Annotated in this window: 20 protein-coding genes; 10 read left to right on the top strand and 10 right to left on the bottom strand. The window is 68.4% G+C overall.

Features of this window, described 5'->3' with window-relative positions; genetic code table 11:
• Positions 1-8: 8 nt before the first annotated feature.
• The gene (locus ACSUZC_RS12900; RefSeq protein ID WP_439028946.1) at positions 9-614 is read right to left on the bottom strand and encodes a GNAT family N-acetyltransferase; all 606 of its coding nucleotides are present in this window, start codon (positions 612-614) and stop codon (positions 9-11) included.
• Between the two features lie 270 nt (positions 615-884).
• On the opposite strand from ACSUZC_RS12900, the gene ACSUZC_RS12895 reads away from it, so the two are divergent.
• The 4 genes from ACSUZC_RS12895 to recD are packed head-to-tail and all read left to right on the top strand — an operon-like array spanning position 885 to position 10117.
• Positions 885-1283, top strand: coding sequence for an acyl-CoA thioesterase (locus ACSUZC_RS12895; RefSeq protein ID WP_439033111.1), 399 nt, complete (start codon positions 885-887; stop codon positions 1281-1283).
• A 55-nt stretch (positions 1284-1338) separates the two neighbouring features.
• Entirely contained in the window at positions 1339-4785 is a 3447-nt protein-coding gene (gene recC / locus ACSUZC_RS12890) for an exodeoxyribonuclease V subunit gamma (RefSeq protein WP_439028945.1), read from the top strand.
• A complete protein-coding gene (locus tag ACSUZC_RS12885) occupies positions 4782-8207 on the top strand; it encodes a UvrD-helicase domain-containing protein (RefSeq protein WP_439028944.1) in 3426 nt (1141 codons plus the stop codon). Before recC ends, ACSUZC_RS12885 begins: the two co-directional genes overlap by 4 nt.
• Positions 8204-10117 carry an exodeoxyribonuclease V subunit alpha gene (gene recD, locus ACSUZC_RS12880; RefSeq protein WP_439028943.1) on the top strand — a complete coding sequence of 638 codons (1914 nt, stop codon included), beginning with the start codon at positions 8204-8206 and terminating at the stop codon, positions 10115-10117. Before ACSUZC_RS12885 ends, recD begins: the two co-directional genes overlap by 4 nt.
• 41 nt (positions 10118-10158) lie before the next feature.
• Here the strand turns inward: recD and ACSUZC_RS12875 are convergent, their stop codons facing one another.
• On the bottom strand, positions 10159-10914 hold the full coding sequence (locus tag ACSUZC_RS12875; RefSeq protein WP_439028942.1) for a PIG-L family deacetylase: 756 nt from the start codon (positions 10912-10914) through the stop codon (positions 10159-10161).
• 172 nt (positions 10915-11086) lie between these two features.
• Between ACSUZC_RS12875 and htpG the strand changes: the two genes are divergently transcribed.
• Positions 11087-13096, top strand: coding sequence for a molecular chaperone HtpG (gene htpG / locus ACSUZC_RS12870; RefSeq protein WP_439028941.1), 2010 nt, complete (start codon positions 11087-11089; stop codon positions 13094-13096).
• Positions 13097-13172: 76 nt separating this feature from the next.
• Positions 13173-14195: a hypothetical protein gene (locus ACSUZC_RS12865; RefSeq protein WP_439028940.1), complete on the top strand. Its 1023-nt coding sequence runs from the start codon at positions 13173-13175 to the stop codon at positions 14193-14195.
• 21 nt (positions 14196-14216) lie between these two features.
• Here ACSUZC_RS12865 and ACSUZC_RS12860 read toward each other — a convergent pair whose 3' ends face one another.
• A complete protein-coding gene (locus ACSUZC_RS12860; protein ID WP_439028939.1) occupies positions 14217-14684 on the bottom strand; it encodes a nitroreductase family deazaflavin-dependent oxidoreductase in 468 nt (155 codons plus the stop codon).
• A 96-nt stretch (positions 14685-14780) separates the two neighbouring features.
• On the opposite strand from ACSUZC_RS12860, the gene ACSUZC_RS12855 reads away from it, so the two are divergent.
• Entirely contained in the window at positions 14781-15710 is a 930-nt protein-coding gene (locus ACSUZC_RS12855) for an N-acetylglucosamine kinase (RefSeq protein ID WP_439028938.1), read from the top strand.
• 13 nt (positions 15711-15723) lie between these two features.
• Here ACSUZC_RS12855 and ACSUZC_RS12850 read toward each other — a convergent pair whose 3' ends face one another.
• Complete coding sequence (locus ACSUZC_RS12850; protein WP_439028937.1) at positions 15724-16566, bottom strand: crotonase/enoyl-CoA hydratase family protein; 843 nt, start codon at positions 16564-16566, stop codon at positions 15724-15726.
• A 98-nt stretch (positions 16567-16664) separates the two neighbouring features.
• Here ACSUZC_RS12850 and ACSUZC_RS12845 point away from each other — a divergent pair, with 98 nt between their 5' ends.
• A complete protein-coding gene (locus tag ACSUZC_RS12845) occupies positions 16665-17324 on the top strand; it encodes a PaaI family thioesterase (RefSeq protein WP_439028936.1) in 660 nt (219 codons plus the stop codon).
• An 11-nt stretch (positions 17325-17335) separates the two neighbouring features.
• Here ACSUZC_RS12845 and ACSUZC_RS12840 read toward each other — a convergent pair whose 3' ends face one another.
• The 5 genes from ACSUZC_RS12840 to ACSUZC_RS12820 form a co-directional block, all read right to left on the bottom strand.
• Positions 17336-17890, bottom strand: a complete 555-nt coding sequence (locus ACSUZC_RS12840) for a dihydrofolate reductase family protein (RefSeq protein ID WP_439028935.1) — start codon at positions 17888-17890, stop codon at positions 17336-17338.
• Positions 17890-18834: a helix-turn-helix domain-containing protein gene (locus tag ACSUZC_RS12835; RefSeq protein ID WP_439028934.1), complete on the bottom strand. Its 945-nt coding sequence runs from the start codon at positions 18832-18834 to the stop codon at positions 17890-17892. Before ACSUZC_RS12835 ends, ACSUZC_RS12840 begins: the two co-directional genes overlap by 1 nt.
• A gap of 92 nt (positions 18835-18926) precedes the next feature.
• Positions 18927-20678 (bottom strand): alpha/beta hydrolase, encoded by a 1752-nt coding sequence (locus tag ACSUZC_RS12830; RefSeq protein ID WP_439028933.1) that lies wholly within the window; start codon positions 20676-20678, stop codon positions 18927-18929.
• A gap of 101 nt (positions 20679-20779) precedes the next feature.
• A complete protein-coding gene (locus ACSUZC_RS12825) occupies positions 20780-21592 on the bottom strand; it encodes an ABC transporter permease (RefSeq protein WP_439028932.1) in 813 nt (270 codons plus the stop codon).
• The gene (locus tag ACSUZC_RS12820) at positions 21589-22503 is read right to left on the bottom strand and encodes an ABC transporter ATP-binding protein (protein ID WP_439028931.1); all 915 of its coding nucleotides are present in this window, start codon (positions 22501-22503) and stop codon (positions 21589-21591) included. Before ACSUZC_RS12820 ends, ACSUZC_RS12825 begins: the two co-directional genes overlap by 4 nt.
• A 235-nt stretch (positions 22504-22738) precedes the next feature.
• Between ACSUZC_RS12820 and ACSUZC_RS12815 the strand changes: the two genes are divergently transcribed.
• Positions 22739-23899, top strand: coding sequence for a sensor histidine kinase (locus ACSUZC_RS12815; RefSeq protein WP_439033110.1), 1161 nt, complete (start codon positions 22739-22741; stop codon positions 23897-23899).
• Positions 23896-24546, top strand: coding sequence for a response regulator (locus tag ACSUZC_RS12810; protein ID WP_439028930.1), 651 nt, complete (start codon positions 23896-23898; stop codon positions 24544-24546). The genes ACSUZC_RS12815 and ACSUZC_RS12810 overlap by 4 nt, the downstream gene beginning before the upstream one ends.
• 55 nt (positions 24547-24601) lie before the next feature.
• Here ACSUZC_RS12810 and ACSUZC_RS12805 read toward each other — a convergent pair whose 3' ends face one another.
• Complete coding sequence (locus tag ACSUZC_RS12805) at positions 24602-25669, bottom strand: NAD(P)H-dependent amine dehydrogenase family protein (protein ID WP_439028929.1); 1068 nt, start codon at positions 25667-25669, stop codon at positions 24602-24604.
• Positions 25670-25783 lie beyond the last annotated feature (114 nt).

Here is a 25783-nt window from a genome sequence, read left to right as displayed (position 1 = left end):
TGTTGCGTTCACGCGGACAGATCGCCCGCCGACGACCAGCGCAGGGATCGCTCCTGCCAGTCCGCGCGCAGGATCTCGTACTCCACCTCGGACCGGTCCCGGTCGGGGTGGATAGTGAGCAGCTCGGCGGAGTCGGCCTCGTCGTCGCAGAGGTGGATCGCGGAGAGGGTCATGCCGAGCTTTTCCATGACGCGTCTCGACGAGGCGTTGCGGGCGACGGTGCTCGCGAAGACCCGGTCGGTGCTCAGATGGTCGAACGCGAAGGCGATCAGTGCGAAGGCGGCCTCGGTCGCGAGTCCACGACCCCAGACCGTGCGGCGCAACCGGTAACTCAGCTCGAGTTCGGCGCGAGTGCTGTGTCGTGGCGTCCGCAGCGAGATCCACCCGAGAAACGCCGTCGTCGCGGGATCGCACAGCACCCAGGTGCCCGTGCCGTACATCCGTCGTTCGGTCTCCGCGCGGGGGACCACCCAGTCCTCGATGACGGCACGCGGGGTGGCAGCGCCACCGCTGACGAAACGCATGACCTCGGGATCACTGTCCAGGTGGACGAGCTCGTCGACGTCGACGGACGACACCGGGCGGAGTCGGGCCCTCGCCGTGTCGATGTTCACCCGAACCCCTCACCGCGGCCGCCGCACGGCCGCACACCACTGTCCACCTCGGATTCCTGCCCCGGCGAGAGTCTACGACCTGAACGCCGACGAGTGCCGCAGTTCAGAGCACGCGTGTCTCGCACTAAGATCGCGCCCGTGGACCTCGACCCCGCTTCCTCTGCCTCGACCTCCGCTGCCGCAGTTTCTGACGGCGCGGCCTCCCCGGGCGGAGCCGGCGACGCGCCCGGTTACTCCCTGGACGTGCCGGTGGCGTTGCGCTGGGGCGACATGGACATCAACAACCACATCAACAACGTGCAGATCTCGCGCCTGTTCGAGGAGAGTCGGGTCCGCTCGTTCCTGGAGTGGATGCCAGGCCGTCCGCGCAACTTCTCCTTCCTCGTCGCCCGCCAGGACATCGAGTTCTCCGCACCCGTGTACTACTCGGTCGATCCCGTCCACATCCGGACGTGCATCGGACGAGTCGGGCGCTCCTCGTTCGTCATGGTGCTGCGATTGCTCGACCAGTCGGGCACACTGTGCGCGACCGCCGAGACGACGATGGTGGTGGTCGACCCGGACACCGGTCGTCCGTCCCCGATACCCGACGACGCGCGGGCGTTGCTGACCGCCCGCCTCGGCGAACCCGCGCGGTTCCACGCCCCCCGCGCGCACGTCGCCGGCTGACGACGCCGAGCCGACCGCCCCGCCATGTCGATCCCGCCGTGTTGATACTCCCGCCGTGTTGATCCTGCACAGGGCCGAACGCACCGACACTCTTGCCGATGCGCTGGCCGAGGTGCTCTCGAGTCCCCTGCGAGACCCGATGCGGGCCGAGATCGTGTCGGTGCCGGTCGCCGGTGTGGAACGTTGGCTCGCACAGCATCTCGCGCGTCGACTCGGATCGGGGACAACGGGATCCGACGGCGTCGCCGCCAACATCGACTTCACGGGCCCGGGGCGGCTGGCCGACGCCGTGGCCGCCGCGGTGACCGACGGCACCCGTCTGCAGACCGCGACCCGCTCGTCCGCGTCGGAACCGTGGCGTGCCGCCGAACTCACATGGCCGGTCCTGCGTGTTCTCGATGACCGGATCGACGATCCCGAACTCGACGTCATCGCCCGTCACATCGGCGGCGGAGACGCCGAATCGCCCCGGATCGGACGCCGATATGCGACCGCACGTCACATCGCGGAGTTGTTCGAGCACTACGGGCGGTCACGGCCGTCGATGATCGCGGACTGGGCGGCGGGGACCGATCTCGACGGGGCGGGAGGGCCGTTACGCGACGACCTCGCGTGGCAGCCGGGATTCTGGCGTGCGGTCCGCGACGAGATCGGCGTGCCGCATCCGGCGGAGACCCTGGCCGAGGTGTGTGACCGGCTGCGCACGGACGCGTCGGCGGGGGGACTCCCGGAGCGACTGTCGGTGTTCGGCCCCACCCGCATCACCGAGTCGTTCCGTCGGATCATGAGCGCGGCGGGCGCCCACCACGACGTCCACCTGTTCGTACCGCATCCGAGTCCGCAGCTGTGGGACACGATCGGTCGGTGGGAAGACCTCGGGGGGATCGGCGAACACGAAGAACGGGTGGCCGTTCCGCCGCGTCGCCGCGAACGGTCCCTGCCTGAGCTTCGAAATCCGTTGCTGGCGGGTCTTTCCCGGGATCTACAAGAGCTGCAGCTCCGCCTCGGACCCATCGTCGAGCGGGATCTGCACCATCCACCGCGTGACGACACGCGGGCCGCGACTCTGCTCGGCGCGCTCCAGTCCGCCATCCGTGATGACACGGCAGGCGAGGCCACCTCGCCCCGTGTGAGCGCCGACGACTCGGTCGAGGTGCACGCCTGCCACGGTCCGGAACGGCAGATCGAGGTGCTGCGGGACCGGCTGCTGCATCTGTTCGCGGCGGACCCGACCCTGCAGCCGCGCGATGTCCTGATCATGTGTCCCGACGTCGAGACCTTCGCGCCGCTGATCCGCGGGGCGTTCGGTCAGGCCGGACTTCCTCACCCGGCCTTCGACCTGAGGGTCAGGCTCGCCGACCGCGGGATACGACACGTCAATCCGATCGTCGATGTCATCGTGGGCGTCGTCGAACTGGCCGCCGGGCGGGTCACCGCGGGCGACGTCGTCGACCTGCTCGGCAGCCCGCCGGTCCGGGCACGCTTCGCGATGACCGACGACGATCTCGACCTGGTTCGGGAATGGTTGTCGCACAGCCATGTCCGTTGGGGTCTCGATGCCGGGCAACGCGCGAGGTACGGGCTGGAGCGGTTCCGCCAGGGTACGTTCGACGCCGGCCTGGACCGCATCGCCCTGGGGGTCGTTGCCGAGGAGGCCGACGACGAGTGGCTCGGCACCGCGCTGCCGTTGGCGGGCGTGGAGAGCACCGGGATCGATCTCGTCGGCCGCTTCGACGAGTTCCTCGACCGGCTCGGACACGTGCTGACCGCGTTGGGCACCCCAGCGCCCGCCCGGCGCTGGGCGCAGACGCTCGTCGACGCCGTGACCTCGCTCACCGACACCGAGCCCACGGAGGACTGGCAGCGCGCACAGGCCATCCGGATGTTGAGCGAGGCGTTCGGCGACAGCGCATCGGACGGAGCCGACGAGATCCTGCGTCTGGCCGACGTGCGAGATCTGTTGTCCGCCCTCGTCGCCGGCCGTCCGACGCGATCGAACTTCCGCACCGGCGAGCTCACGGTCTGCACCATGGTGCCCATGCGGTCGGTGCCGCACCGGGTGATCGTCTTGCTCGGCATCGACGCCGACGTCTTCCCCCGGGTGCAACGCATCGACGGCGACGACGTGCTCGGGGTCGATCCGCTGGTAGGAGAACGCAATCCGCGTGACGAGGACCGACAGTGTTTCCTCGACGCCATCTGTGCCGCCCGGGACGCACTGCTCGTCTTCTACAGCGGCGCCGACCCCGTGTCGGGCCGCCGGGTGCCCCCTGCGGTGGTGGTGAGCGAACTCGTCGACGCCCTCACGCGACTTGCCGGCACGAGTCCCGTTCGTCGGCACACCCTCCACGGGTTCGACACGCGCAACTTCGTGCCCGGCGGTGTCGAGGGTGTCGACGGCCCGTTCAGTCACGATGCGGCGTTGCTCGAAGGAGCGAAGAGCATGCGTGAACCGTCGGGGAGAGTCGTCGTCGCCGCACGCGAGACCCTGCCCGCGCCCGAACGCACGTCCGACACCGAGGACATCGATCTGACGGCCCTCGTGGACTTCCACGTCGACCCGATCACCGCCTTCGTGCGTCAGCGGCTCGGCGCACGCATCCCCGACGACGACACTGGCCACGATGACCAGCTCGACGTCGAACTCGATCCGCTGGACAAGTGGGGGATCGGGGATCGATTCCTGTCACGCATGCTGACCGGGGTGCCCATCGCGGATTGCGAAGCAGCCGAGCTGCGGCGCGGCACCTTGCCGCCGTTCGCCTTCGGTACGCGTGAACTCCGGGCGATCTCGCGTGCGGTCACACGTCTGCACGGCGTCGTCGAACCGTTGCGTTCCGGTGCGCCGGCAACCCTGGACGTCCTCATCGCGTTGCCCGACGGCCGGCGGCTCCATGGGACGGTGGGCGAGGTGTTCGGCGATCCGGACGGCCCGGCGACGGTCGTGCGGGCCACCTATTCGCGGCTGAAGGCCAAACAGCAACTGAGCGGATGGATCACGCTCTTGTCGGTCGCTGCGGCGGCGGCACAGGGAAACGAGGCGGCGGGTCGCGTACAGACCGCGGTGCTCGTCGGACGCGCCGCACGCGGCGGTGGAACCCACACCATCACCCTTCGGCGTCCCGACGACCCGGTGTCCCTGCTCGACGATCTGGTGCGACTCCGGGACGAGGGGTTGCGCCGACCGCTGCCCCTGCCGCTCGAGCCAGCATGCGCCTTCATGGAGAACGACGGCCCGGGCCGACGAAGCAGATTCGCGCTGATGAACGCGCGCAAGGTCTTCGACGACAAGTTCGGTGCCCGCCACGATCGGTACGTCCGGCTCGCCTTCGGCGGCGACGTGCTCGCCGATGTCGAATTCGACGACCTGTTGGCCCGACGCGGCCTCGCGGAGAACCCGTTGGGCGGCGTCGAATTGCCGATGGGAGAGGACGACCCGCTCTTCGCCGGTCTGGCGCGCGCCGTGTGGACACCCCTCAACGCCCACCGGGAGGGCACATGACGCGCCCCGGCACCTTCGACATCACCGCCGACCTCCCCGAACACACCACCGTCTTGGAAGCGAGTGCGGGCACCGGGAAGACGTACGCGATCGTCGGACTCGCGGCGCGGCACATCGCCGAGGGCGTACCGATCTCGGAGATGCTGCTCGTCACCTTCAGCCGGGCGGCGACCGCGGAGTTGCGCGAGCGTATGCGCGAACGCGTCCGTGAGCTTCTCGACGCCCTCGAGTCCCCCCACCCACTCGACGCTGCCGACCGCTCTGCGGCGGGTGCGGGAGAGCCCGACGATCCGCTGCTGCGGATGCTGGCGAGCGGCTCCGCCGACGAGGTCGTCACCCGCCGCCGCAATCTCGCGCGGGCCCTGAGCGACTTCGACGCCTCGACCATCGCCACCACGCACACCTTCTGCAACCGGATGTTGGAGGCCCTGGGGTTCCTGGGTGAGCGCGAACTCGTGTACTCGATCGTCGAGGAGGTCGACGACCTCACCGAAGAAGTGGCGCTCGACCTCTACCTCCGCGGGTTCTGGTCCACTGACACACCCGATTTCGGATTCGCCGAGGCGCGGGAGATCGCTCGTGACGCGGTCCGGCAGGCCTCGGTGGAACTCGCACCGGACCAGGACGACCTCGCCGATGGTACGAACCCCGACGCCGTGGCCGCCCGCCGGGTGAGCTTCGCCACCGCCGTGCGACGGATCGTCGAGACGCGCAAACGTGATTCGCGGGTGCGCACCTACGACGATCTCCAGGCGATCCTCCACCGGATCGTGACGGACCCGGTTGTGGGTGAGCGGGCCTGCGCCCGCATCCGCAGTACGTTCTCGGTGGTGCTCGTCGACGAGTTCCAGGACACCGATCCGCTGCAATGGGAGATCCTGCGTCGCTGCTTCCACGGTCACCGCCGGTTGATCCTCGTCGGCGACCCGAAGCAGTCCATCTACGGCTTCCGCGGCGCGGAGGTACTCAGCTACCTCGCCGCCGTGTCATCCGCCGACACCCTGCAGGCGCTCGACGTCAACCGGAGATCCGACGGTGCGCTCGTGGACGCGCTGGGGCACCTGTACGGGCAAGCGGCACTGGGGCATCCGGACATCGTCGTGCACCCGGTGACCGCGTCCGCCGCGGGCAGCAGGCTCGAGAACGGGTCCCCGCTGCGCATCCGGGCATTCCTTCGCGGCGACTTCGCGTCCCTGAACTCCTACAACCTGCCGTCGGTGAAGGAGGTCCGGGCACGGATCGCCACCGATGTCGCCGACGACATCGCGCACACCCTCGCGCAGGGCACGCGCATCGACGTGGACGGGGTGTCGCGCCCGGTCGATCCCGGTGACATCGCGATCCTGGTGCGGCTCAACAGCACGATCGAACCGCTACAGCGGGAACTCGCCGAGCGGGGTGTCAACTCGGTGATCGGGTCCGGGGTCAACGTGTTCTCGACGACGGCCGCCCACCACTGGCTGTGGGTGCTGCGGGCCGTCGAGCAGCCGTCGCGTGCCGACCGGGTCCGCCTCGCCGCGCTCACGACGTTGCTCGGGTGGTCGACGGAGCGGGTGGCGACCGCAACCGAACCCGACATCGCGGGTCTCGGTGCCGAACTGTCCGCGCTGGGACGGGTCTTCGTACAGGGCGGGTTCGCGGCGATGGCGCAACGGCTCCTCGACACCCACGACGTCGCGGCCCGGGTGCTGGCCACCGAGAACGGCGAACGCGTCCTCACCGACCTCCTCCAGGTCTCCGCGCTGTGCAACAAGCACGTCGTCGAGACCTCAGACGGTGTGAGCGCGTTGGTCGAGTGGCTGAGCGAGCGGATCGCCGACACCTCCGCCCGGCAGCGTTACGAGGACCAGAGCCGCCGGCTCGATCGCGACACCCAGGCCGTGCAGATCATGACCGTGCATGCGAGCAAGGGCCTGCAGTTCCCGATCGTGTACGTGCCCTACGGCTGGGACGGCACGTGGATCGGCGACCGCGGCAACATCACCTACCACGACGACTCGGGAACGCGTCGGCTCGATGTGGGCGGGGGACAGGCGCCCGGGCGCGCGGCCCGTCGCAAGCGCTACGCCGAGGAGACCGCAGGGGAGGATCTGCGACTGCTCTACGTCGCCCTCACCCGGGCACGATCACAGGTCGTCGCGTGGTGGGCGCCGTCGATGAACACCGCGAGCGGGCCCCTGCACCGCTTGATCTTCGGACGTGACAGCGCCGTCGAGACACCACGCGCGGACGGCGAGGTCGTGTGGTCGGTCGGCTCGGATGTGCCGATCCCCGAAGACGATGCCGCCTGTGTCACCGTCCTGCGCACACTGACCGATCGCGATCGGCAGATCTCCGTCGAACCTGCAGGCCGCATCGAGCTCGCGGGCCCGGCGGCGCGCCCCCACCCGGGCCCGGACCCCGCGGCCCTCGGCGTCGCGGACTTCCGGCGCAGCATCGACCAGGAGTGGCGACGCACGTCGTATTCGGCGATCGTCGCGGACGTGGCGCACGGGGCTCCCGGGACCCCCGCTGAGTCCGTCGTGACCACCGGCAGCGAGCCGGCCGAGGACATCCTGTCCGACGAACCGGTCGGGATCCCCGAGGTGGTCGAGGACGTGACCGGCGATGGCGGCATCCGCGCGGGGACGCCGTCACTGATGAACGGACTTCCTTACGGAGCTGCGTTCGGCACCCTGGTCCACGAGGTCCTCGAATACGTCGACACCTCGGCCCCGGACATCGAAACCCATGTGCGCGAGCTGTGTTCGGACGCGATCGGTTCCCTCGCCGCCGACGTCGATCCCGACACCCTGGTCAACGCGCTCGTCGGGGTCCTCACCACCCCGCTGGGGTTCGGCGACCTGTGGGGTGTCGACCCGGACGACCGGCTCGCCGAACTCGACTTCGAGCTGCCGCTGGGTCCGGCGGAGCCCCACGACAAGGATCCGGCGGCCGGTGCGACACCGGGTCTGCTCGCCGACCTCATGGACGAACACCTGACTCCCGAGGATCCGCTACGGGAGTATTCCGGGCACCTGCGAGAGCTTCCGGACCGGCGGCTGCGTGGTTTTCTCACCGGGAGCATCGACTCGGTGTTGCGCACTCCCGAGGGGCGCTACGTGATCGTGGACTACAAGACCAACCGCATCCGTCCGGGCGACCTGGTCGTCGAGGACTTCGACGCCGCGGCGATGGCGGGTGAGATGATCTCGGCCCACTATCCGTTGCAGGCGATGCTGTATTCGGTTGCGCTGCACCGCTATCTGCGCTGGCGAGTGCCCGGTTACGACCCGGTTCGTCACCTCGGTCCGGTCCAGTACCACTTCGTGCGGGGGATGGCCGGCCCGGCCACACCGGCAGGATGCGGCGTGTTCGAGTGGGCACTGCCCGCATCACTGGTCACCGCGCTGTCCGATGCCCTCGCGACAGGAGCCCGATGAGTATCTCCGACGACCAGCGGGTGCAGGGCGCGAGCGGCGTCCTGGCGGAATGGAACGAGGCGGGCGTGCTCGCAGCCGCCGACGTCCACATCACCGAACGTCTCGTGGGGATGTGTGCCGAACCGGTGTCGGACACCGCGCGGCTGGGCGCCGCCCTGGCGGTCCGCGCCGTCCGCCTCGGCTCCACCTGTCTCGCGTTGGACCGGCTCGACGAGCTCGCCGGTGACGACACCTCGCATCTGACGATCCCGGCGACCGGCACCCTGCTCGGCGAACTCCTCGAGAGTCCACTCGTCGCCGGAAGTGATGCCGGTCCGCTACGCCCGCTGGTGGTTCGCCATTCGGTCGACGGTCCACTCGTCTACCTCCAGAAGTACTTCCGGCAGGAGCAGATGATCCGGGAGATCCTGGATCGCCGGGCACGGTCAGCACCACCGGCCGACACCGCGGCGCTGCGGGCGGCGATCTCCGCCGTCTACTCATCCGCCCATGACGGCGACCTCCAGAAGCTCGCCGCCGCGATGGCCGCGACGCGGTGGACGACTGTTCTCGCCGGTGGACCGGGGACGGGCAAGACCTACACCGTCGCACGGATTCTCGCCGTTCTGCACATTCTGCAAGGACCCGGTCTGCGCATCGGGTTGTGCGCACCGACGGGCCGGGCCGCCGCGCAGTTGCAGGCATCGGTGGAAGCCGAGTCGGTCCAGTCGGGTTCCGATCTGCCGGTCACCGCGCATGCGGTCACCCTGCATTCACTGCTCGGCTGGCGCCCGGGAGCCAATCCGCGGTACGGCCGGGGTCGCACGCTTCCCCACGACGTCATCGTCGTCGACGAGACATCGATGTTGTCGATGACCGCGATGAGCCGACTGCTCGACGCGGTCCGTCCGGACGCGCGGGTGATCTTCGTCGGCGACCCGCATCAGCTGGCGTCGGTCGAGGCTGGTGCTGTTCTCGCCGATCTCGTCGAACGCACGGATGGTGCGGATGTGCGGCCGGATTCGGGGGAGCAGATGTCGGTGTTCCGGCACGCCGTCGAGGCTGCCGGACTAGCGCCGGACGGACTGGGAACCGACGACGCCGCACGTCTCACCGACGGTGTCATCACGCTGCGCAGGCAATTCCGATTCGGCGGCGGGATCTCGCGGGTGGCCGCCGCGGTGAACGCCGGGGACGCCGAGGAGGTCCTACGTCTGGTCGCCTCGACCGACGTCACCGATGTCGAACTGATCTCGCCGGACGCCCTCGACGACGTGCGCGACGACCTGGTGGGCTGGGGGAGGGCGCTGCGTGCCGCGGCTCGGAAGGGGGACGCCGACGCCGCGCTGGACGCACTCGACGCACACCGGGTGCTGTGCGCGCACCGTGAGGGCTCGTGGGGCGTACGCGGATGGTCTGCACGGATCACCGACTGGTTGGGAACGACGGCTGCCGAGCACGCGGGATGGTATGCGGGACAACCGATTCTCGTGACAGCGAACGACCGTCAGACGTCGACGTTCAACGGTGATACCGGAGTCGTGATCGCCGACCCCGAGAGTCGGTCCGGACGCGAGCGCGGCGTCGGTCGAGATGCCGTGCGGGTGGCCTTCCGGCGTGCAGGCGCCGTGCGTCTACTGCACCCGACACAGCTCGCCGACGTGGTGTCGGTTCATGCCATGACCATCCACCGCAGTCAGGGCAGCCAGTTCGATCAGATCACCGTGGTCCTACCGCCCACAGGATCTGAACTGCTCACGCGCGAGCTGCTCTACACCGCGATCACACGTGCCCGCACCAGAGTTCGGATCGTCGGCACGCCCGAGGTACTCGCTGCGGCGGTGAACCGTCGGGTGCAACGCGCCAGCGGGCTGCGATCGGCGGTGACCCCGTTCGATGATCAGCGGACCTCCCACCCCGATCCCGGGTAGGCCGACCGCCGCTGCGGTGGCGAGGGCCCGCGGCGCTCCCGCTAGATCAGGTCGCAGCCACCGGGGACGAGGTCGCGACGTTGATAACACTCGACGCCGAGGAGTTTCTTCTGGACCTCGTCGGGCAGTGCCATGAAACCGGAGATCGCGCGGCTGCGGTGGATCTCCGACCGGTGCGCGCGGACGGCCGCCTCTTTGCGCTCCGTCAGATCGGACACGTCCACGACCAGGTCGATCTCTGATTCCGGGGTCCCCGGCAGCTGTTCACGCGGGATGTCGGCGAAGAGGCTCTCGCCGAGCTCGTCCATCATCCACTCGGGGATGGTGGCGAAATACAGCGATCGCACGCGCCACGCGGGTCCGGCGCGGTGATAGAGCTTCGTCGACGCGGCGGCGTCGGCGGCGGCGCACGCCAGCCGGTGGGCGTGCACATGATCGGGATGGCCGTATATGCCCAGCGGGTCGTAGGTGACGACGATGTCGGGTTGCAGCGCGCGGATGTGGTGGGTCAGGGCACGCACCTGGTCGTCGAACGAGGCCGCGCACAGTCGAGGAGCGTCGGGGGCCGATTCCGGGCGCCGGTCGTCGGCGTAGCCGAGCATGATGGGCGGCCGCGGCATACCGAGGATGCCCACGGCCTCGGACAGTTCGCGGTGCCGGACGGTGCCGTCGGCCCACGTACACATCACGAGGTCGACCTCGCCGCCGGCGTCGGTATGACGCGCGATGAGCCCGCCGGTCCACAGGGATTCGTCGTCGGGGTGCGCGTGCACCAACAGCAGTCGCGGTGTGCCCATCCACCTGGCTTCCTGATCGTCCCCGACGGACCGGGGTCTCGTCCGGGGTAGTCGGTCCCCGACCCAGGGTAGCCACACCGCCGATCGGTAAAGTCGGTGTCCGTCCCCGACGCGTCGCACCGGCACCGAATCGCCGCCGCCGGTGCATGAGAACAGAACATGGAGGTCTGCGATGAGCGCTCAGCCCGAAGTCCACGAGTTCCAGGCAGAGACCCGGCAACTGCTGGATCTCATGGTCCACTCGATCTACTCCAACAAGGACAGCTTCCTGCGCGAGCTGATCTCGAACGCATCCGATGCGCTCGACAAACTCCGACTGGAGTCGCTGCTCGACAAGGACCTCGACGTCGACACCTCCGATCTCCACATCACGCTGGCGCCGGATGCGCAGGCGCGCACCCTCGTGGTCGCCGACAACGGCATCGGCATGACACGCGACGAGGTCGTCGGCCTCATCGGCACGCTGGCGCGTTCGGGCACGGCGGAGTTGCGGCGTTCGCTGGCCGAGGCGCGGGCCAACGGTGTCTCCGACGCCGCGGCCGAGGAGCTGATCGGACAGTTCGGCATCGGCTTCTACTCGACCTTCATGGTCGCCGACAAGGTCGCCCTGGTGACCCGTAAGGCGGGGGAGACCACGGGCACGCGGTGGGAGTCGACCGGCGACGGCACGTACACCATCGATGACGTCGCCGACGCGCCGCAGGGAACGTCGGTCACGTTGACGCTCAAACCCGTTGACACCGAAGATCATCTGTACGACTACGCGGACCAGGGCAAGCTGCGCCAGTTGGTCAAGCGGTACTCCGATTTCATCGCCTGGCCGATCCGGATGGACGTCGAGAAGACGGTGCCGGTGCAGGCCCCCGCCGCCGATTCCGACGAGGAGTCGGGCGAGGAATCCAAGGCTCCGGAGACGAAGACGGTCGTCGAGACGGAGACCATCAACTCGATGAAGGCCCTGTGGGCCAAGTCGAGGTCGGAGGTCAGCGAGGAGGAGTACCAGGAGTTCTACCGACACGTCTCGCATGCCTGGGACGCGCCGCTGGAGACCATCACGCTCCAGGCCGAGGGGACCTTCGAATACCAGGCGCTGCTCTTCATCCCGACTCAGCCGCCGTTCGACCTGTTCATGCGTGACAGCAAGGTCGGCATCCACCTGTACGTCAAGCGCGTCTTCATCATGGACGACTGCGCCGAGCTCATGCCGGAGTACCTGCGCTTCGTCAAGGGCGTCGTCGACGCGGCCGACCTGTCGCTCAACGTGTCCCGCGAGATCCTCCAGCAGGATCGGCAGATCCGCGCGATCCGGCGCCGCCTCACCAAGAAGGTGATCTCCACGGTCACCGAGATGCGCGACAGCCGTCCGGACGATTACCGCACGTTCTGGGACGGCTTCGGTCGTGTGTTCAAGGAAGGCCTCGTCAACGACCCGGACAATCGCGACGCACTGCTCAAGGCGTCGTCGTTCGCCACCACCCACGCCGAGGACGAGCTGACCACGCTCGCCGACTACATCGGCCGGATGAAGAGCGGGCAGGACACGATCTACTACATGACCGGCGAGTCCCGGCAGCAGATCGTCAACTCGCCCCACATGGAGGCGTTCCGCGCCAAGGGCATCGAGGTGCTGATCCTGTCCGATCCGGTCGACGAGATGTGGGTGTCGGCGGGTGCGGAGTTCGACGGCAAGACCTTCCAGTCCATCGCCAAGGGTGCCGTCGACCTCGACGCCGACGACGATGACGCCGACGATTCCTCGAAGGAGGAGCAGAACAAGACCTACGCGGATCTGCTGTCGTGGCTCACGACCACGCTGTCCGACGATGTCAGCGAGACCAGGCTCTCGTCGCGGCTCACCGAGTCGGCCGCCTGTCTGGTGGGTGACACGTTCTCGATGTCGCCTCAGCTGGAGAAGCTGTACCGCGCGTCCGGCCAGGAGTTCCCCAAGTCCAAGCGTGCCCTCGAACTCAACCCGGATCACCCGTTGGTCGGGGCACTGAACAAGGCATATGCGGCGGGCGAGCACGAGCAACTGGTTCCGACGGCCAAGTTGATCTACGGGATGGCCGTGATCGCCGAAGGCGGCGAACTCGACGACCCCGCCGAATTCGCGAAGATCCTGGCGGGGCGTCTCACGGATTCGTTCGCCGCGGGTTCGACCTCCGCCGGATCGGACTCCTGATCGGACAGCCCCTGATCACATCGCCGCACCCCCGGGCCCGAACCCCTCGACGTACGGGACCGGGGGTGGGGCGGCGGTGAACCGCCGACGATGGGTGGTCGTCTTCGCCGGTGCCGCAGTCCTTCTCACCGTGGTCCTGGTGGCCGCTCTCCTGACCGGGTTGTCCCGCGAGGACGATCGGGCCACCACACCCGAAGACGCCGTCCGCACCTATCTGAACGCACTCGCCGACGCCGACGCCGCCACCGCGCTCGCAGTCATCGAACCTCGTCCCGAGGCAACGTTTCTCACCGACGAGGTGCTCCGCGCGCAGCGTGCGGCTGCTCCCATGAGCGAGATCCGGATCGGCTCGGCGGCGTCGGACGAGTCGGCCGGCTCGTCCTACGCCGCGGGCCGGACCGAGGTACCTGCGTCGTATCGGATGGGCGGACGTGTCGCCGACACCGCCGTTCGGGTGACGCGGGTGGCCGATGGCTGGGCGGTCGTCGACGGCGCCGTGGCCGTGCGCATCGATGCGCTGCAGGTGGTCCGGCCCACCCTGTTCGGCCGTGCGGTGGGCCGAGGCGACACGGTGCACCTGTTCCCCGGACCGCAACGGTGGGGCTCGGCAGACACCGACTTCGTCGGCCGCGTTGCCGGGGACACCTATCCGATCGAGCCGCGCGGCCCGGTGTCGGTTCGGGTGACGGGCGAACTCAGCCCGAGCGGAACGAGCGCCGTCAGTGAGGCGGTGTCCGAGCACCTCCGGGGCTGTGCGAACTCCACCCGCATCGACCCGGCCGCGGAGATCGCCGGCTGCACCCAGCGACTGTTCCGGTCCGCGGTTCCCGGCAGTGTCCGGTGGACGGCACCGCGTGACCTGTCCGGGCTCCGCTACCTCCTGCGCGCGCCGACGACCTCACCCGGCCACAGCTCGACCGAGCCCGAGACGACCGACCTCGGCACCGTCGACGTCGTCGGACCGGTGCGGTGGCGCGTGGCGTACACGCCGAGCTATGACGACGACGGTCCGCGTGTGGAGACCGTCGACGAGCAGTATCTGGTCGGATCGGTCGACCTCACGGCGGATCGGCCGCAGTTCGTCTCCGACCCCGACTGAAGCTATCCCGGCTGAGACCACTCAGCGAGGGCGCAGGCGGAAGACCGGGATGGTGCGGTCGGTGCGTCGTTCGTAGAGGTCGAAGTTCGGCCAGACCGCGCGCAGCGTCTGCCACGCGGCGGTGCGTTCACCCGCGGTGAGTTCGGTCGCGGTCGCCGCCGTGGTCTCCCCGTGGACGACGATCTCGATCTCGTCCGCGGCCCGGACGTTGTACACCCACGCAGGCATCTTGGGACTGCCGAAGTACGATCCCGCGATCAGCCAGTCGGGCCCGTCGGGAACAGCCAGCAACTGGGTGGTGCGGACCACGCCGCTCTTTCGCCCGGGGACCTTGATCGTGATGTTGGGTAGGTCGGCGATGTCGAGCAGGCTCAGACGTTGCCCGGTGACGGCCTGGATCGCGTTGTCGCTCACCACTATCTGAGGCAGGAAACGAGGCATCCAGGGAATGGAACCGATCTTGACCGCAAGGCGGCGCCGCACCTTCATCAGTCCAGTGTGTCACGGGCGCCGGGTGTCGACGACGATGGCGGCGTTGTCGGGTATGGCATCGGACCGGTTGCCGGGGGGAGTAGCTTCGGCCCCGTGACCGTTGCAACGCGCCGACACATCCTCATCGACGGAGGTCAGACGGGCACGCGTGTGCGTGTCGAGTCCGCGGACGGTGTCGACGAATTCGAGGCGGCGCCGATCCGGACCGACCGTGCGGTCGTCGACCAGATCGCAGCGACGGTGCGAGACATCTCGGGCGAGGTGCCGGGTACGACGGTGGCCGCAGGTGTCTCGGGCCTGACTCCGTCCGCCTCCCGGCCCGAGGAGATCCTCGACGAACTCGCGGACCTCGGGATCGTTTCGGTTGCGCTGGCGCATGATTCGGTGACCGGGTACCTGTCGGCCAACCGAGGGGAGTTCGGTGCTGTCACCGCGGTCGGAACGGGAGTGGTGACCCTCGGTGTGGGAGCGGCCGGGGTGCACCGGGTCGACGGCTGGGGGCATCTGTTCGGCGATGCCGGCAGCGCCTACTGGATGGGCCGCGCCGGAATCGAGGCGGCTCTGCGGTCGTACGACGGTCGCGGTCCGGCCACAGTCCTCGAAGACGCGGCGCACGAGGAGTTCGGACCGCTCCCGGAGTTGTACATGGAACTGCAGGGTGACCCGGATCGGGTGACGCGCGTGGCAGCTTTCGCGCGTCGGGTCGACGCCGCATCGATCGCGGACGATGCGGTGGCACAACAGATCCTGGCCGACGCGGCCGATGAGCTGGCGGCTTCGGCGGTCACCGCGCTCGAGCGCAGCGGGCATCGTCCGGGCGACTCCGCGCGGGTGAGCTGGGTCGGCACGGTGATGGCCGCCAACGACCGGCTGCGTGATCGATTCGCCGCCTCGGTCACCCGGCGGACGTCCGGCATCGAGATCGCCGCGCCGCACGGTCGTCCGTTCGACGGCGTGCGGATGCTCGCCGGCCTCGACGACGAGCATCCGCTCGCCACGGAGATCCACCGCGCCGAACGCTGACGAGCCCGAAGGGTCAGCGGCCCTTGAACTCCGGCTTGCGCTTCTCGAAGACCGCGGTGATGGCCTCGGAGAGATCCTCGCTGGGCAGGAACGCGGAGTTCCACGCGGCGACGTAGCGGAGGCTGTCGTGGACGGCCGCGCTGCGCGAATGATCCAGGACGGCTTTGATCCCGTGCACCACCAGAGGGGGATTGTCGGCGATCTCCCGCGCTGTCGCGCGTGCCAGGTCGAGGACGCCCGCGGGGTCACCGGCGACGTCGTTGACCAGGCCGATCTTCTCGGCGCGGGCGGCGTCGATGTCCTTGCCGGTCAGCGCGAGCTCGCGCATGTGGCCGTCGCCGATGATGAACGGCAGCCGTGCGAACGTTCCCACGTCGGCGACCATGCCGACCTTGACCTCACGCACACTGAACTTCGCATCGGAGCTCGCGTATCGCACATCGGCGGCACAGATCAGGTCGACACCGCCGCCGATGCACCAGCCCGACACGGCGGCGACCACCGGTTTGCGGCAGTCCGCGACCGCGGTGATGGCTGCCTGCAGTTTTCGCAGCGAGTCGAGGAACTCGGTCCGCGGGGCGGCCTGCGCGTCGCCCGCCAGCACGCTCGACAACGTACCGCCCATCGCGACGAGGTCCAGACCGAAGGAGAAGTGCTTGCCCGAACCAGTGAGCACCACCGCCCGCACTCCGGGATCGGTGTCGAGGTGGCCGAACAGTTCGGGGAGCTCGCGCCAGAAGTCGGGGCCCATCGCGTTGCCCTTGCCGGGGCCGGTCAGTACGACCTCGGCGACGTTGTCGGCAACGCTGACGTCGAACGCAGTCCAGTCGCGGTCATTCCAGGCGTGGTCAGTCATGCGGGCGAGCTTACTCGGCGGTCAGAAGGGTTCGTGCCCGGAGCCGTGCGCGCACGGGTGTCGGCCTCGGGCGCAGGCGCACCCTGTTAGATGGACGGATGAGCGGTTACATCCAGGAGGACATCGATCCTGAGGAACTCGCACACCGGACCGAGCTGGCCTCGTCGATCGCGGGAAGCGTCCGCGAACTGGTCGATGCGACGGTGCGGACCGAGGTCGGCGATGCCGACATCGCCGAGGCGCGGCGACTGATCGCGGCGGCCACCGAGATCCTGCGCAAGGAACAGTTGCCCGGCCCCTTCGGTATCCGGTTCAACTCCGACGGCACCAAGCGTTCATGGGGCAACGCGGTGCTGGGGCGGCGCAACCCGATTGCCCCTCCGGTCGAGCTCCGTCACGAGGCCGACCACAGCTGGACCGAGGTCGACCTGGGCCCTCAGTACGAGGGGCCGGCCGGACTCGTCCACGGTGGGGTGCTCGCCCTGATCTTCGACCAGTTGCTCGGATCGACGGCGGAGTTCCAGGGGGTGCCCGGGATGACCGGCACGCTCACGGTCCGGTACCGGCGGGCGACGCCGCTCGGCCCGATCCGGGGCGAAGCTCGCGTCGAGCGGGTCGAAGGCGTGAAGACGTTCGTCACCGGCACCATCTCAGTGGGCGAGCACGTGACCGCCGAAGCCGAGGGCATTTTCATCTTGCCGCGGTGGGCTCGCGGCAAGGTACCCGAGACCATGCGCAAGTCGGTGGGAGAAGGCTGAATTCCCGCCGCTCAGGCGCTCGCGGAACGCGTCCGTGACCCGATCGGGGAATAGCGCGCACACAGGAAGGCGCCGTTGCGCGCGAAGTCGCGGAGTTCGAGGTCGTAGGGTCGTGGGAACAGCGGTCGTCCCGACCCCAGCGTGACCGGCGCGATCGCGATGATCATGTCGTCGAGCATGCCGGACTCGGCGAACTGGGCGGCCAGGTCGCCGCCGCCGACCACCCAGACGTCGCGATCCGCGGCCGCTGCCAGAAGGCGATCGCGGTGATCCCGGGGTGCGCCCTCGAGAGCGGTGATGCTGTCGGCGACCGGCGTGAGCGCCCGGTGGCTGAACACGAACGACGGGATCTCGTACGGCCACGGCTTCCCCTCGGCCACTTCGTGTTCGACGATCCACTCGTAGGTTGTCCGCCCCATCACCGCCGCGCCGACGCCGGCGAAGAAGTCGTCGTAGTTCATCGCCCCGCCCTCCTCCTGCGGCTGGCTGAGCAGCCAGTCGAGACTGTCGTGGTCGTCGGCGAGGTAACCGTCGAGAGTCGTCGCGGTGTAGTAGCGGAATGCCATCAGAAACCTCCGGAATGCTTGCGGTGCCACATGATCGGGTCGGGGTCGAGAGTCGGTGTGGCGACGTCGACGCCGGCGTCGCGCAGCATCCAGCGCGCGAGGAGTCGACGATGCGCCGAGAACGTGAGGACGTGAGCGACGATCTGGGAGAGCAGGAACGACTCAGGTGGATCGCACAGGGCGTCGATCACGCTGTCCTGCCACGCCCCACGCCGGTCGATGTCGCGGACCAGTGCCAGCCATCGCGGCGCGATGTCGCGGTGCAGTTCGACGAGGGCGGTGAGTTCGGTGGGCGCGGGAGGCGGGAGATCGTCGCCACCGATTGTCGCCAACCATGGCAGCTTGTCCGCGACCACATGCGACATCACCTGCGCCAGAGTCTCTTCCGGACCACTCCAGGACAGGGACTGGTGACCGTTCAGGCGTGGCGCCCGCCAGGCGTCGTCGTCGATGTTCTCGACCGCGTCGAGAAGCGCCTCGGTGTCGTCGAGATCGTGGCGGATCATCAGCATCACCACGTTGCCCGCGTCCTCGGTGGTCGGCGAGCCGCTGTCGACATAGAGCGCGGTCGGCGAGTGGAAGTGGATACCGTTCGGTGCCGGCAGCCAGTGGCTGTGTTCGCCGACGGCACCCATCCGGCCGGGACTGTGACCGAACGCCCGGTTGAATGCGCGGGAGAAGCCGTCGACCGATGAGTATCCCGAGTCGAAGGCGACGTCGGTCACCGACTCGCCTCGCTGCAACAGCCACGCAGCTCGTTCGAGGAGGACCCGTCGGCGCAGGGCGACGGGTGCCTCCCCGGCTCCACGTCTGACCTGCCGGACGAAGTGGAACGGGGACGAGTACGCGCCGGAGGCCATGGCGTCGAGCGAGCCGTGGTCCTCGGCGAGGACGGCGTCGAGCAGCTGCCGGAGTCGGTCGCGGTCGGTCGGGGAAGCGCTCACCCCCTGAGTATGCGACGACGGCTCGGTCCTGCGCCCGACCGAAATTGCCCCGATGGATGTGGCCCGGCCGGAGTTCCACCGTGCCGCTGCGCTCAGTCGCGTCGGAGAAGGGGGATGAGCTCGTCGGTCTTGGTCTGGGTCCATCCCGGTGGTTGGAGAATCTTCGCCCACGCTGCCGGGATCGCGGACCGGTAGTTGTGTCCATGGCCGTCGGGCACCCCGACCGAGACCGCCATGTCGGCGCTCACCTGGAGGAAGGTGACGAACGGAATCCAGCGCATCGCCGACAGCACGTCGCGTCCGCGTTGCTCTTTCAACCACTCCGGTTCACGCAGGATGAGGCTGGGTGACCACCAGGAGATCGGGTCGGATGCGTGCTGGAGGTACACCGCGCGCCCGGACGTCGTCATCCAGTCCGGGGTCGGCCGATCGAGGTCGGGTGCATCGGCGATGAACCGGACCTCACGGCCGTCGTCGTAGACCGGCAGGACTTCGGGGCTGCCGTCATCGCGCGCGCCGGTGGTGTCCACCCACAACGAGTTGTTGAATGTGGGACCGGTGAACAGCGCGCCGTCCGTTCGCGCGCTGAGCGCCGGGATCGTCCCGAACGCCGACTCGGCCGCGAAGGACCCGAGACTCTCGCCGAACACGACCAGTTTCGGCCGCTGGGCCTCGGGCACCTCACGCACCCGTTTCGAGACCGCCTCGAACAGGGCCTGACCGGCCTGGCGGGCGCGTTCCTTGTCGACAAGGAACGACAACCAGCTGGGCAGGTACGAGTACTGCATGCTGACCGTCGCGACATCGCCGTTGTACATGTACTCGAGAGAGTCCACGGTTGCCTGGTTGATCCACCCGGTGCCCGTCGTCGAGGCGACGGCGATGACCTTGCGTTGCAACCCACCGGCCCGGACGAGTTCGTCCGCGGCGAGGTCGGCGTTGGCGCGCAGGTCGCTGCCCGACCCCAACCCGACGTACGCCCGGATCGGTTCGATCGCCGGGGTCCCGTTGAACGCACTCAGCTGTTCGACGGTCGGTGACACCGAGACGAAGATCCGCCCCTGACGTCCGAGTGAGTTCCAGGTCACGAGTGAGCCCGGGCCGCCCGAACGCAGGGGCGTCGTCGGCGGACTGGAGTCGGCCGTCGTCTCCTCGTTGACCGCGGCGAACGACGAGTTCAGCGCCTTCATCCCGTAGTCGGCGACCACGCCGTTGAGGACGAGGACGGTGACGACGACCGCGACGGCAACGGCGGTGAAAGCCGAGATCCGTGGCGGAGCAACGCGATTGAGCTTCCGCACGAGCCATGCCACACCGTCGCCCCAGGCCTGGCCGATGGTCATCAGGAGCGCGAAGACCACGATCGCGATGAGCACGATCTGCGGATACGCCGTCCACGACAGCAGGTCCACATCCATCATCGTGCGGATCTGATCCTGCCATCGCTGGAACGCGATGAGCATCACGACGGTGCCTGCCACGGTGGCCAGGCCCAGCGCCACCCAGACCCGGCGCATCGGCGACGGCCACGGTTCGTCCCGGGAGATCATGTATCGGATCAGCCACGAGACACCGACGCCGAGGGCATAACCGACCGCGGCCGAGGCGCCGCTGACGATGCCCTGGAACAGCGGGCCGCGGGGGAGGAGTGACGGTGTCACCGACAACCACAGGAAGACCAGCGCGACGGTGAGTCCGACGCATGAGTAACGATCGAGTCGACGCCGCCACCACGCCGGTCGTGCGTCCTCGTCGCTCGTCGACGCGGCCTGTTCGCCCGGCTCGGTCAGCTTCGCCGGCGTCGGTTCCGAGGCCGGGTCGGATGCGGAGGTGGTCGATGACACGTGGGTTCCTCGCTTCTTGAGAACCCGGTCACGGTATCAACATCGACGACGTGACGGCCTGCGTCGGACGGGACCGTGACCGTCACGCCTCCCCGTCGTTCCTATTTCACTTCCGACCGCAGCACCCGCAGAACCCCGAGCCCGAGTGGCAGGGCGATCCAGATGACCGCCGACACCAGCAGTCGGGCCCATTCGCCACCCGTGGCCCAGTCGCCGGATTGGAACGGCATGTTGGTCAGGGTCGTGTCGACCCACTGCCCGAGGTTGTCTTTGAACCAGGGGACCAGCTCGCTGACCACGGACAGCGCGGTCGGCAGGGCGAAGTACGCGACGATCGCGCCGGGGGTGTTCAAGATGAGCGCGGCGAAGCCGAAGCCGAGCAGCAGACCGAACGCCTGCAACACGAAGGAGTTGACGAACCCGGCGAGGGTGAGCTCCCAGGCCCCGGCCGGGTCGGCGAACGCCAGACCGGCGATGCCGTTGCCGACGACGCCGAGGAAGAGTGCGACTGCGACGGCAGCAACCGCGGTGATCAGTGCCGCAACCAGTTTGGCCCCGATGATCCGCTCGCGCCGTGGCTCGAGTGTGAATGTGGTCAGCGCGGTGCGCTGACTCCACTCGCCGGTGACCAGGAGGATCGCCAGGATCGGCAGGATGATCGCGGTGGGGATGTTCATCATCCCGAAGAACTGCCCGAGGTTCAGATTCTCGGGTGAGTTCCGGTTGGCGACGAGCATCGCGACCACGACGATCGCCGCGATCACACCGATGGACGCCGTCAACCAGAACCCGGCGCGGGTGTCGACGAGCTTGCGGAGTTCGACACGGACCAGACGTGTGAACGGGATGCCGGGACGGTCGACGTCGATCGCGACCGGCGGGGCGATGGGTGAACCGAAGTCGGCGAGGGTCATCGAAGTGCTCCTTCAAGTGTGGGCTGTTCGCGCTGAGAACCTGCGGTGAGCTGGAGGAACATGGCCTCGAGTTGAGCGCCGTCCGCAGGGCGCAACTCCGTGAGGACGACACCGGCCGCGGCGGCGGTCCGGCCGACGTCGACGGCGTCAGCGTCGACGTCGAGCCCGCCGGAGGTGTTGCGGCGCGCCGTGATGCCGGCAGCGGCGAGCGCGGTGCCGAGCGATTCATCGTCGAGCGATCGAACCCGGGTCCCGGCCCCGGCGAGGAGCTCTTCCTTGGTGCCCTGGGCGACGATCCGCCCGCCACCGATGACGACGATGTCGTCGGCGATGATCTCGATCTCGTGCAGCAGGTGCGATGAGAGCAGGACTGTGCCGCCACGATTGGCGTACTCGCGCAACAGGGTTCGCATCCAGTGGATGCCTGCCGGGTCGAGTCCGTTGGCCGGCTCGTCGAGGATCAGGATCTTCGGGTCCCCGACCAGGGCGGCGGCGATCCCGAGTCGTTGCCGCATGCCGAGTGAGTAGTTGCGTACCCGGCGGCCTGCTTCTTCCGGTGTCAGGCTGACCATCTCGAGCATCTCGTCGACACGGTCACGCCCCACGCCCATCGTCATCGCCGACAGGCGCAACACCTCCGCCCCGGTGCGGCCCGCATGTTGTGCGGACGCGTCGAGCAGGATTCCCACCTGCGTGGCGGGATTCGGGATCGATCGGTAGTCGGCGCCGTTGAGCTGGGCCACGCCCGACGTCGGCGGAGTGAGGCCGGCGATGATCCGCATGGTCGTCGACTTGCCGGCACCGTTGGGTCCGAGGAACCCCGTCACCTGGCCGGGACGGCAGGTGAAGGACACATCGTCGACCGCGACGTGTTCGCCGTAGCGCTTCGTCAGATTCTTCACTGTGATCATGACGTTCATCGTGTCCTCCACGCACGTCCGCGCGCATCGGGCGAGAGGACAGCGTCGCATCAGCCGAAAGTCGTAGGGGTCGGCACCCATCGGTCCGATGTTCGGGTGACCGAGGTGCGGCTACGGTTGTCACGTGCGCCCTCGTCGATCTCCTTCTCCCTCGGCGGGCGTCCCACACCGGCCGGAGGCCGGCAACGATGTCCCACACCGGCCGGAGGCCGGCAAGGACATCTCACTGCGGCCCGAGCAGTATCAGCCCCCGATGACCTGGGGCGGCCGCCTGTGGCGCCTGGCGGTGATGCTCCTGGTGTCGGCGGGCACCTTCGCCACGCGCGCGTCGTACCTCTGGGAGGAGGCCCGGTGGTGGTTCGTCCTCGATCTCGCGCTCGGAGTGGTCTCCTACCTCGTGATCTGGTGGCGCCGTCGGCATCCGGTCGCGGTTGCCACGTTCACCAACCTCGCGACCATCGTGTCGTCGTCGTCACTCGGGCCGGGGATTCTCGCGATGGTGTCGTTGTCCACCCGGCGACAGTGGCGCGAGATCATCCCGCAGGCAGTGTTGTCCGTCGTCGCGGGCATCATCGCGCTCGCATTCTTCGCGACTCCCACCGAGGCGAACGATCCCGTCATCGTCCAGTACTCGGTCACGGCCGTCGCAACGGCGGCGATGGTCGCGTGGGGTCTCTACATCGGTTCGCGCCGCGAGCTTCTCGCGAGCTGGCAGGCTCGTGCGCTCGCGTCGGAGGCGGAGCAGCAGGCGAAGGTGATGCAGGCGCGCTCCCTGGAACGAGCCCGCATCGCCAGGGAGATGCACGACATCCTGGCCCATCGCATCTCGGCGATGAGCATGTCGGCCGGAGCCCTGGCCTACCGCTCGGATCTGACGCGAGAGCAGGTCCGCGACACCGCGCAGACGATCCAGGAGGCGTCACACCTGGCATTGACCGAACTCCGTGAGGTGCTCGGTGTGTTACGCGAGGGTCCAGGGGATGCGCGACCGGAGGAGCCGCAGACAGCACTGGACCTCATGTCCCTCATCGACGAGGCTCGTGCGCTGGGCATGCGGATCGACGCGCGTTGTGACGCCGAGATCGACGCTCTGAGTCCCGCGATCTCGCGCACGTTGTATCGGTGTGTCCAGGAGGCGCTGACCAATGCGCGTCGGCATTCGCCGAGCGCGCCCGTCGCGTTGCACATCCGCGGGGGTCCCGACCACGGCGTGGACCTGCTCGTCGAGAATGCACTGCCACTGTCGGCGGGTTCGTCCTCTCCCACACGGGGGTTCGGGCTGGTCGGTCTGGCCGAGCGGGTCGAACTGCACGGCGGACGGCAGTCGGCGACGGTCAGTGAGGACAAACGCTTCCTGTTGCACGTGTGGCTACCGTGGCAGTCATGACCGCGCGCATCATGATCGTCGACGACGACCCCCTCGTCCGGTCGGGCCTCCGGCTCCTGCTCGGGGGCGATGCGGGCCTCGAGATAGTCGCCGAGGCCGCGAACGGCCAGGAGGCCATCGACGCACACGCACTCGAACCCGTCGATCTGGTGCTCATGGATCTGCGGATGCCGGTCCTGGACGGGATCGCCGCCACCGGCCGGTTCAAGGCCCTGGCGTCTCCGCCCGCAGTCATCGTGCTGACGACGTTCGACGCCGACGACTACGTGGTCCGAGCGCTTGCCGTGGGTGCCGACGGCTTTCTGCTGAAGGACACGCCACCGAGCGACATCGTGGCCGCCATCCGCGACGTGCTCGCCGGCCGGCCGGTGTTGAGTCCCACCGTGACGGCCGCGTTGATCAAACAGGTCGTCAACTCCGGTGCCAGTCGCGCGTCGCACGCTGTCGGACGAGTCGACCTGCTCACCGCGCGGGAACGTGACGTCGCGATCGAACTCGCGCGCGGCGCGTCGAACGCGGAGATCGCCGAGCGTCTCCACATGAGCCTCGCGACGGTCAAGGCGCACATCTCGCACATTTTCACCAAGCTCGATGCCGGCAACCGCGTCCAGGTCGCGATCCTCATGCACGACGCCGGGATGGTCTGAACCCTCGACCCATCGGGATCATTCGGTGGCGGAGTTCGCTGTATCCCTTCTCTCGCTACGCGATCCCAGGACCCGTCACCAGCGGAAGGTCCAATGTCGTACGGATTCCCGGCGGGCCGTCGAGAACGGCGGGAATCGCGTTCACGATGCGTCCGGCGGCCGCCACGATCGCGGCGTGGTTGTGGTCGCCCTTGCGACTGGTGGGACAGATGTCGACGGTGTATGACGGTTCGCCGGTGATCTCCACGCGGTAACATCCGCCGGGTTGTGCCGGCTGCGCCCAGTCCGGTCGTAGGTCTTCCCGAAGCCGGGTCACGTGCTCGATGACGATCACCGGCTTGCCGGAGACCTTGCCGATGATCTCGAAGCGCACGGCTGCGCGGGTCCCGGCGGCGATGTGTCCGGCTGCGATGTCGAAATCCTCTGGTGCGGGCTCACTCTCGTGAACCTCGTCGATGTCGTCCACGGTGACGCCGAGGCCTGCGGCGAGTTGGCGGATCGTGGTCCCCCATGCGAGGCCGAGAACGCCCGGAAGGAACAGCATCGGGGTCTGGTCCAGGGGCTTGCCGAAGCCCATGACGTCGAACATGACAGTCGCGCCGTCGTACGTGGCGTAGTCGGCGATCTCCATGGCGCGAACCTGCTCGATCCGCTGGCAGGTGCCGGCGAACACCAGGGGGATGAGGTCGTTCGCGAAACCGGGATCGACACCGGTGACGAACAGGCTCGCACCACTGGCCGCGGTGGTCTCCTCGACCTTGGCGATGGCACGCTCCGGCATCACTCCCCACGGGTACTGCAGCGTGTTCGGCGACGATCCCACGACGTCGATGCCCGCGGCGAGGACGCGCATCACGTCGTCGAACGCCTCGACCGGGCGAGTGTCTCCCATCGAGCAGTACACGACGCAGTCGGGTTCCATCGCTATTACCGCGTCGAGGTCGTCGACGGCGAGAACGCCTGTCGGCGCTGCCGAGCCGGCGAGGATCGACGCATCGACCCCGACCTTCTCCGGGGTGGATACGCACACGGCCACGAGGTCGAAGCGCGGATCGTCGATCAGCTGCGTCAAGCACAACCTGCCGACGTTGCCGGTTCCCACGAGGGCTACCCGTATGGACATGTGTGGAACTCCTTGCATCGAAAGGCGCCGGTCGGCGCGGTGTACACCTGTCCGGACTTCTGTCTGTTCAGTAGACCATTTTCTTGGTGGAACCTGTTCTATTTTCGCTGTGGT

The organism is Gordonia terrae, from assembly GCF_051789125.1.
Classification (GTDB): Bacteria; Actinomycetota; Actinomycetes; order Mycobacteriales; family Mycobacteriaceae; genus Gordonia; species Gordonia terrae_A.
This window is presented reverse-complemented; position numbering and strand designations above follow the sequence as displayed.

Bases quoted from the DNA above. Each gene is read 5' to 3' on its own strand.
- ACSUZC_RS12895 (WP_439033111.1), top strand. From the start codon at position 885: ATGGACATCAACAACCACATCAACAACGTGCAGATCTCGCGCCTGTTC.
- ACSUZC_RS12875 (WP_439028942.1), bottom strand. From the start codon at position 10,914: ATGGGCACACCGCGACTGCTGTTGGTGCACGCGCACCCCGACGACGAA.
- ACSUZC_RS12810 (WP_439028930.1), top strand. From the start codon at position 23,896: ATGACCGCGCGCATCATGATCGTCGACGACGACCCCCTCGTCCGGTCG.
- ACSUZC_RS12885 (WP_439028944.1), top strand. From the start codon at position 4,782: ATGACGCGCCCCGGCACCTTCGACATCACCGCCGACCTCCCCGAACAC.
- ACSUZC_RS12845 (WP_439028936.1), top strand. From the start codon at position 16,665: ATGAGCGGTTACATCCAGGAGGACATCGATCCTGAGGAACTCGCACAC.
- ACSUZC_RS12825 (WP_439028932.1), bottom strand. From the start codon at position 21,592: ATGACCCTCGCCGACTTCGGTTCACCCATCGCCCCGCCGGTCGCGATC.
- htpG (WP_439028941.1), top strand. From the start codon at position 11,087: ATGAGCGCTCAGCCCGAAGTCCACGAGTTCCAGGCAGAGACCCGGCAA.
- ACSUZC_RS12820 (WP_439028931.1), bottom strand. From the start codon at position 22,503: ATGATCACAGTGAAGAATCTGACGAAGCGCTACGGCGAACACGTCGCG.
- ACSUZC_RS12860 (WP_439028939.1), bottom strand. From the start codon at position 14,684: ATGAAGGTGCGGCGCCGCCTTGCGGTCAAGATCGGTTCCATTCCCTGG.
- ACSUZC_RS12805 (WP_439028929.1), bottom strand. From the start codon at position 25,669: ATGTCCATACGGGTAGCCCTCGTGGGAACCGGCAACGTCGGCAGGTTG.
- ACSUZC_RS12850 (WP_439028937.1), bottom strand. From the start codon at position 16,566: ATGACTGACCACGCCTGGAATGACCGCGACTGGACTGCGTTCGACGTC.
- recD (WP_439028943.1), top strand. From the start codon at position 8,204: ATGAGTATCTCCGACGACCAGCGGGTGCAGGGCGCGAGCGGCGTCCTG.
- ACSUZC_RS12840 (WP_439028935.1), bottom strand. From the start codon at position 17,890: ATGGCATTCCGCTACTACACCGCGACGACTCTCGACGGTTACCTCGCC.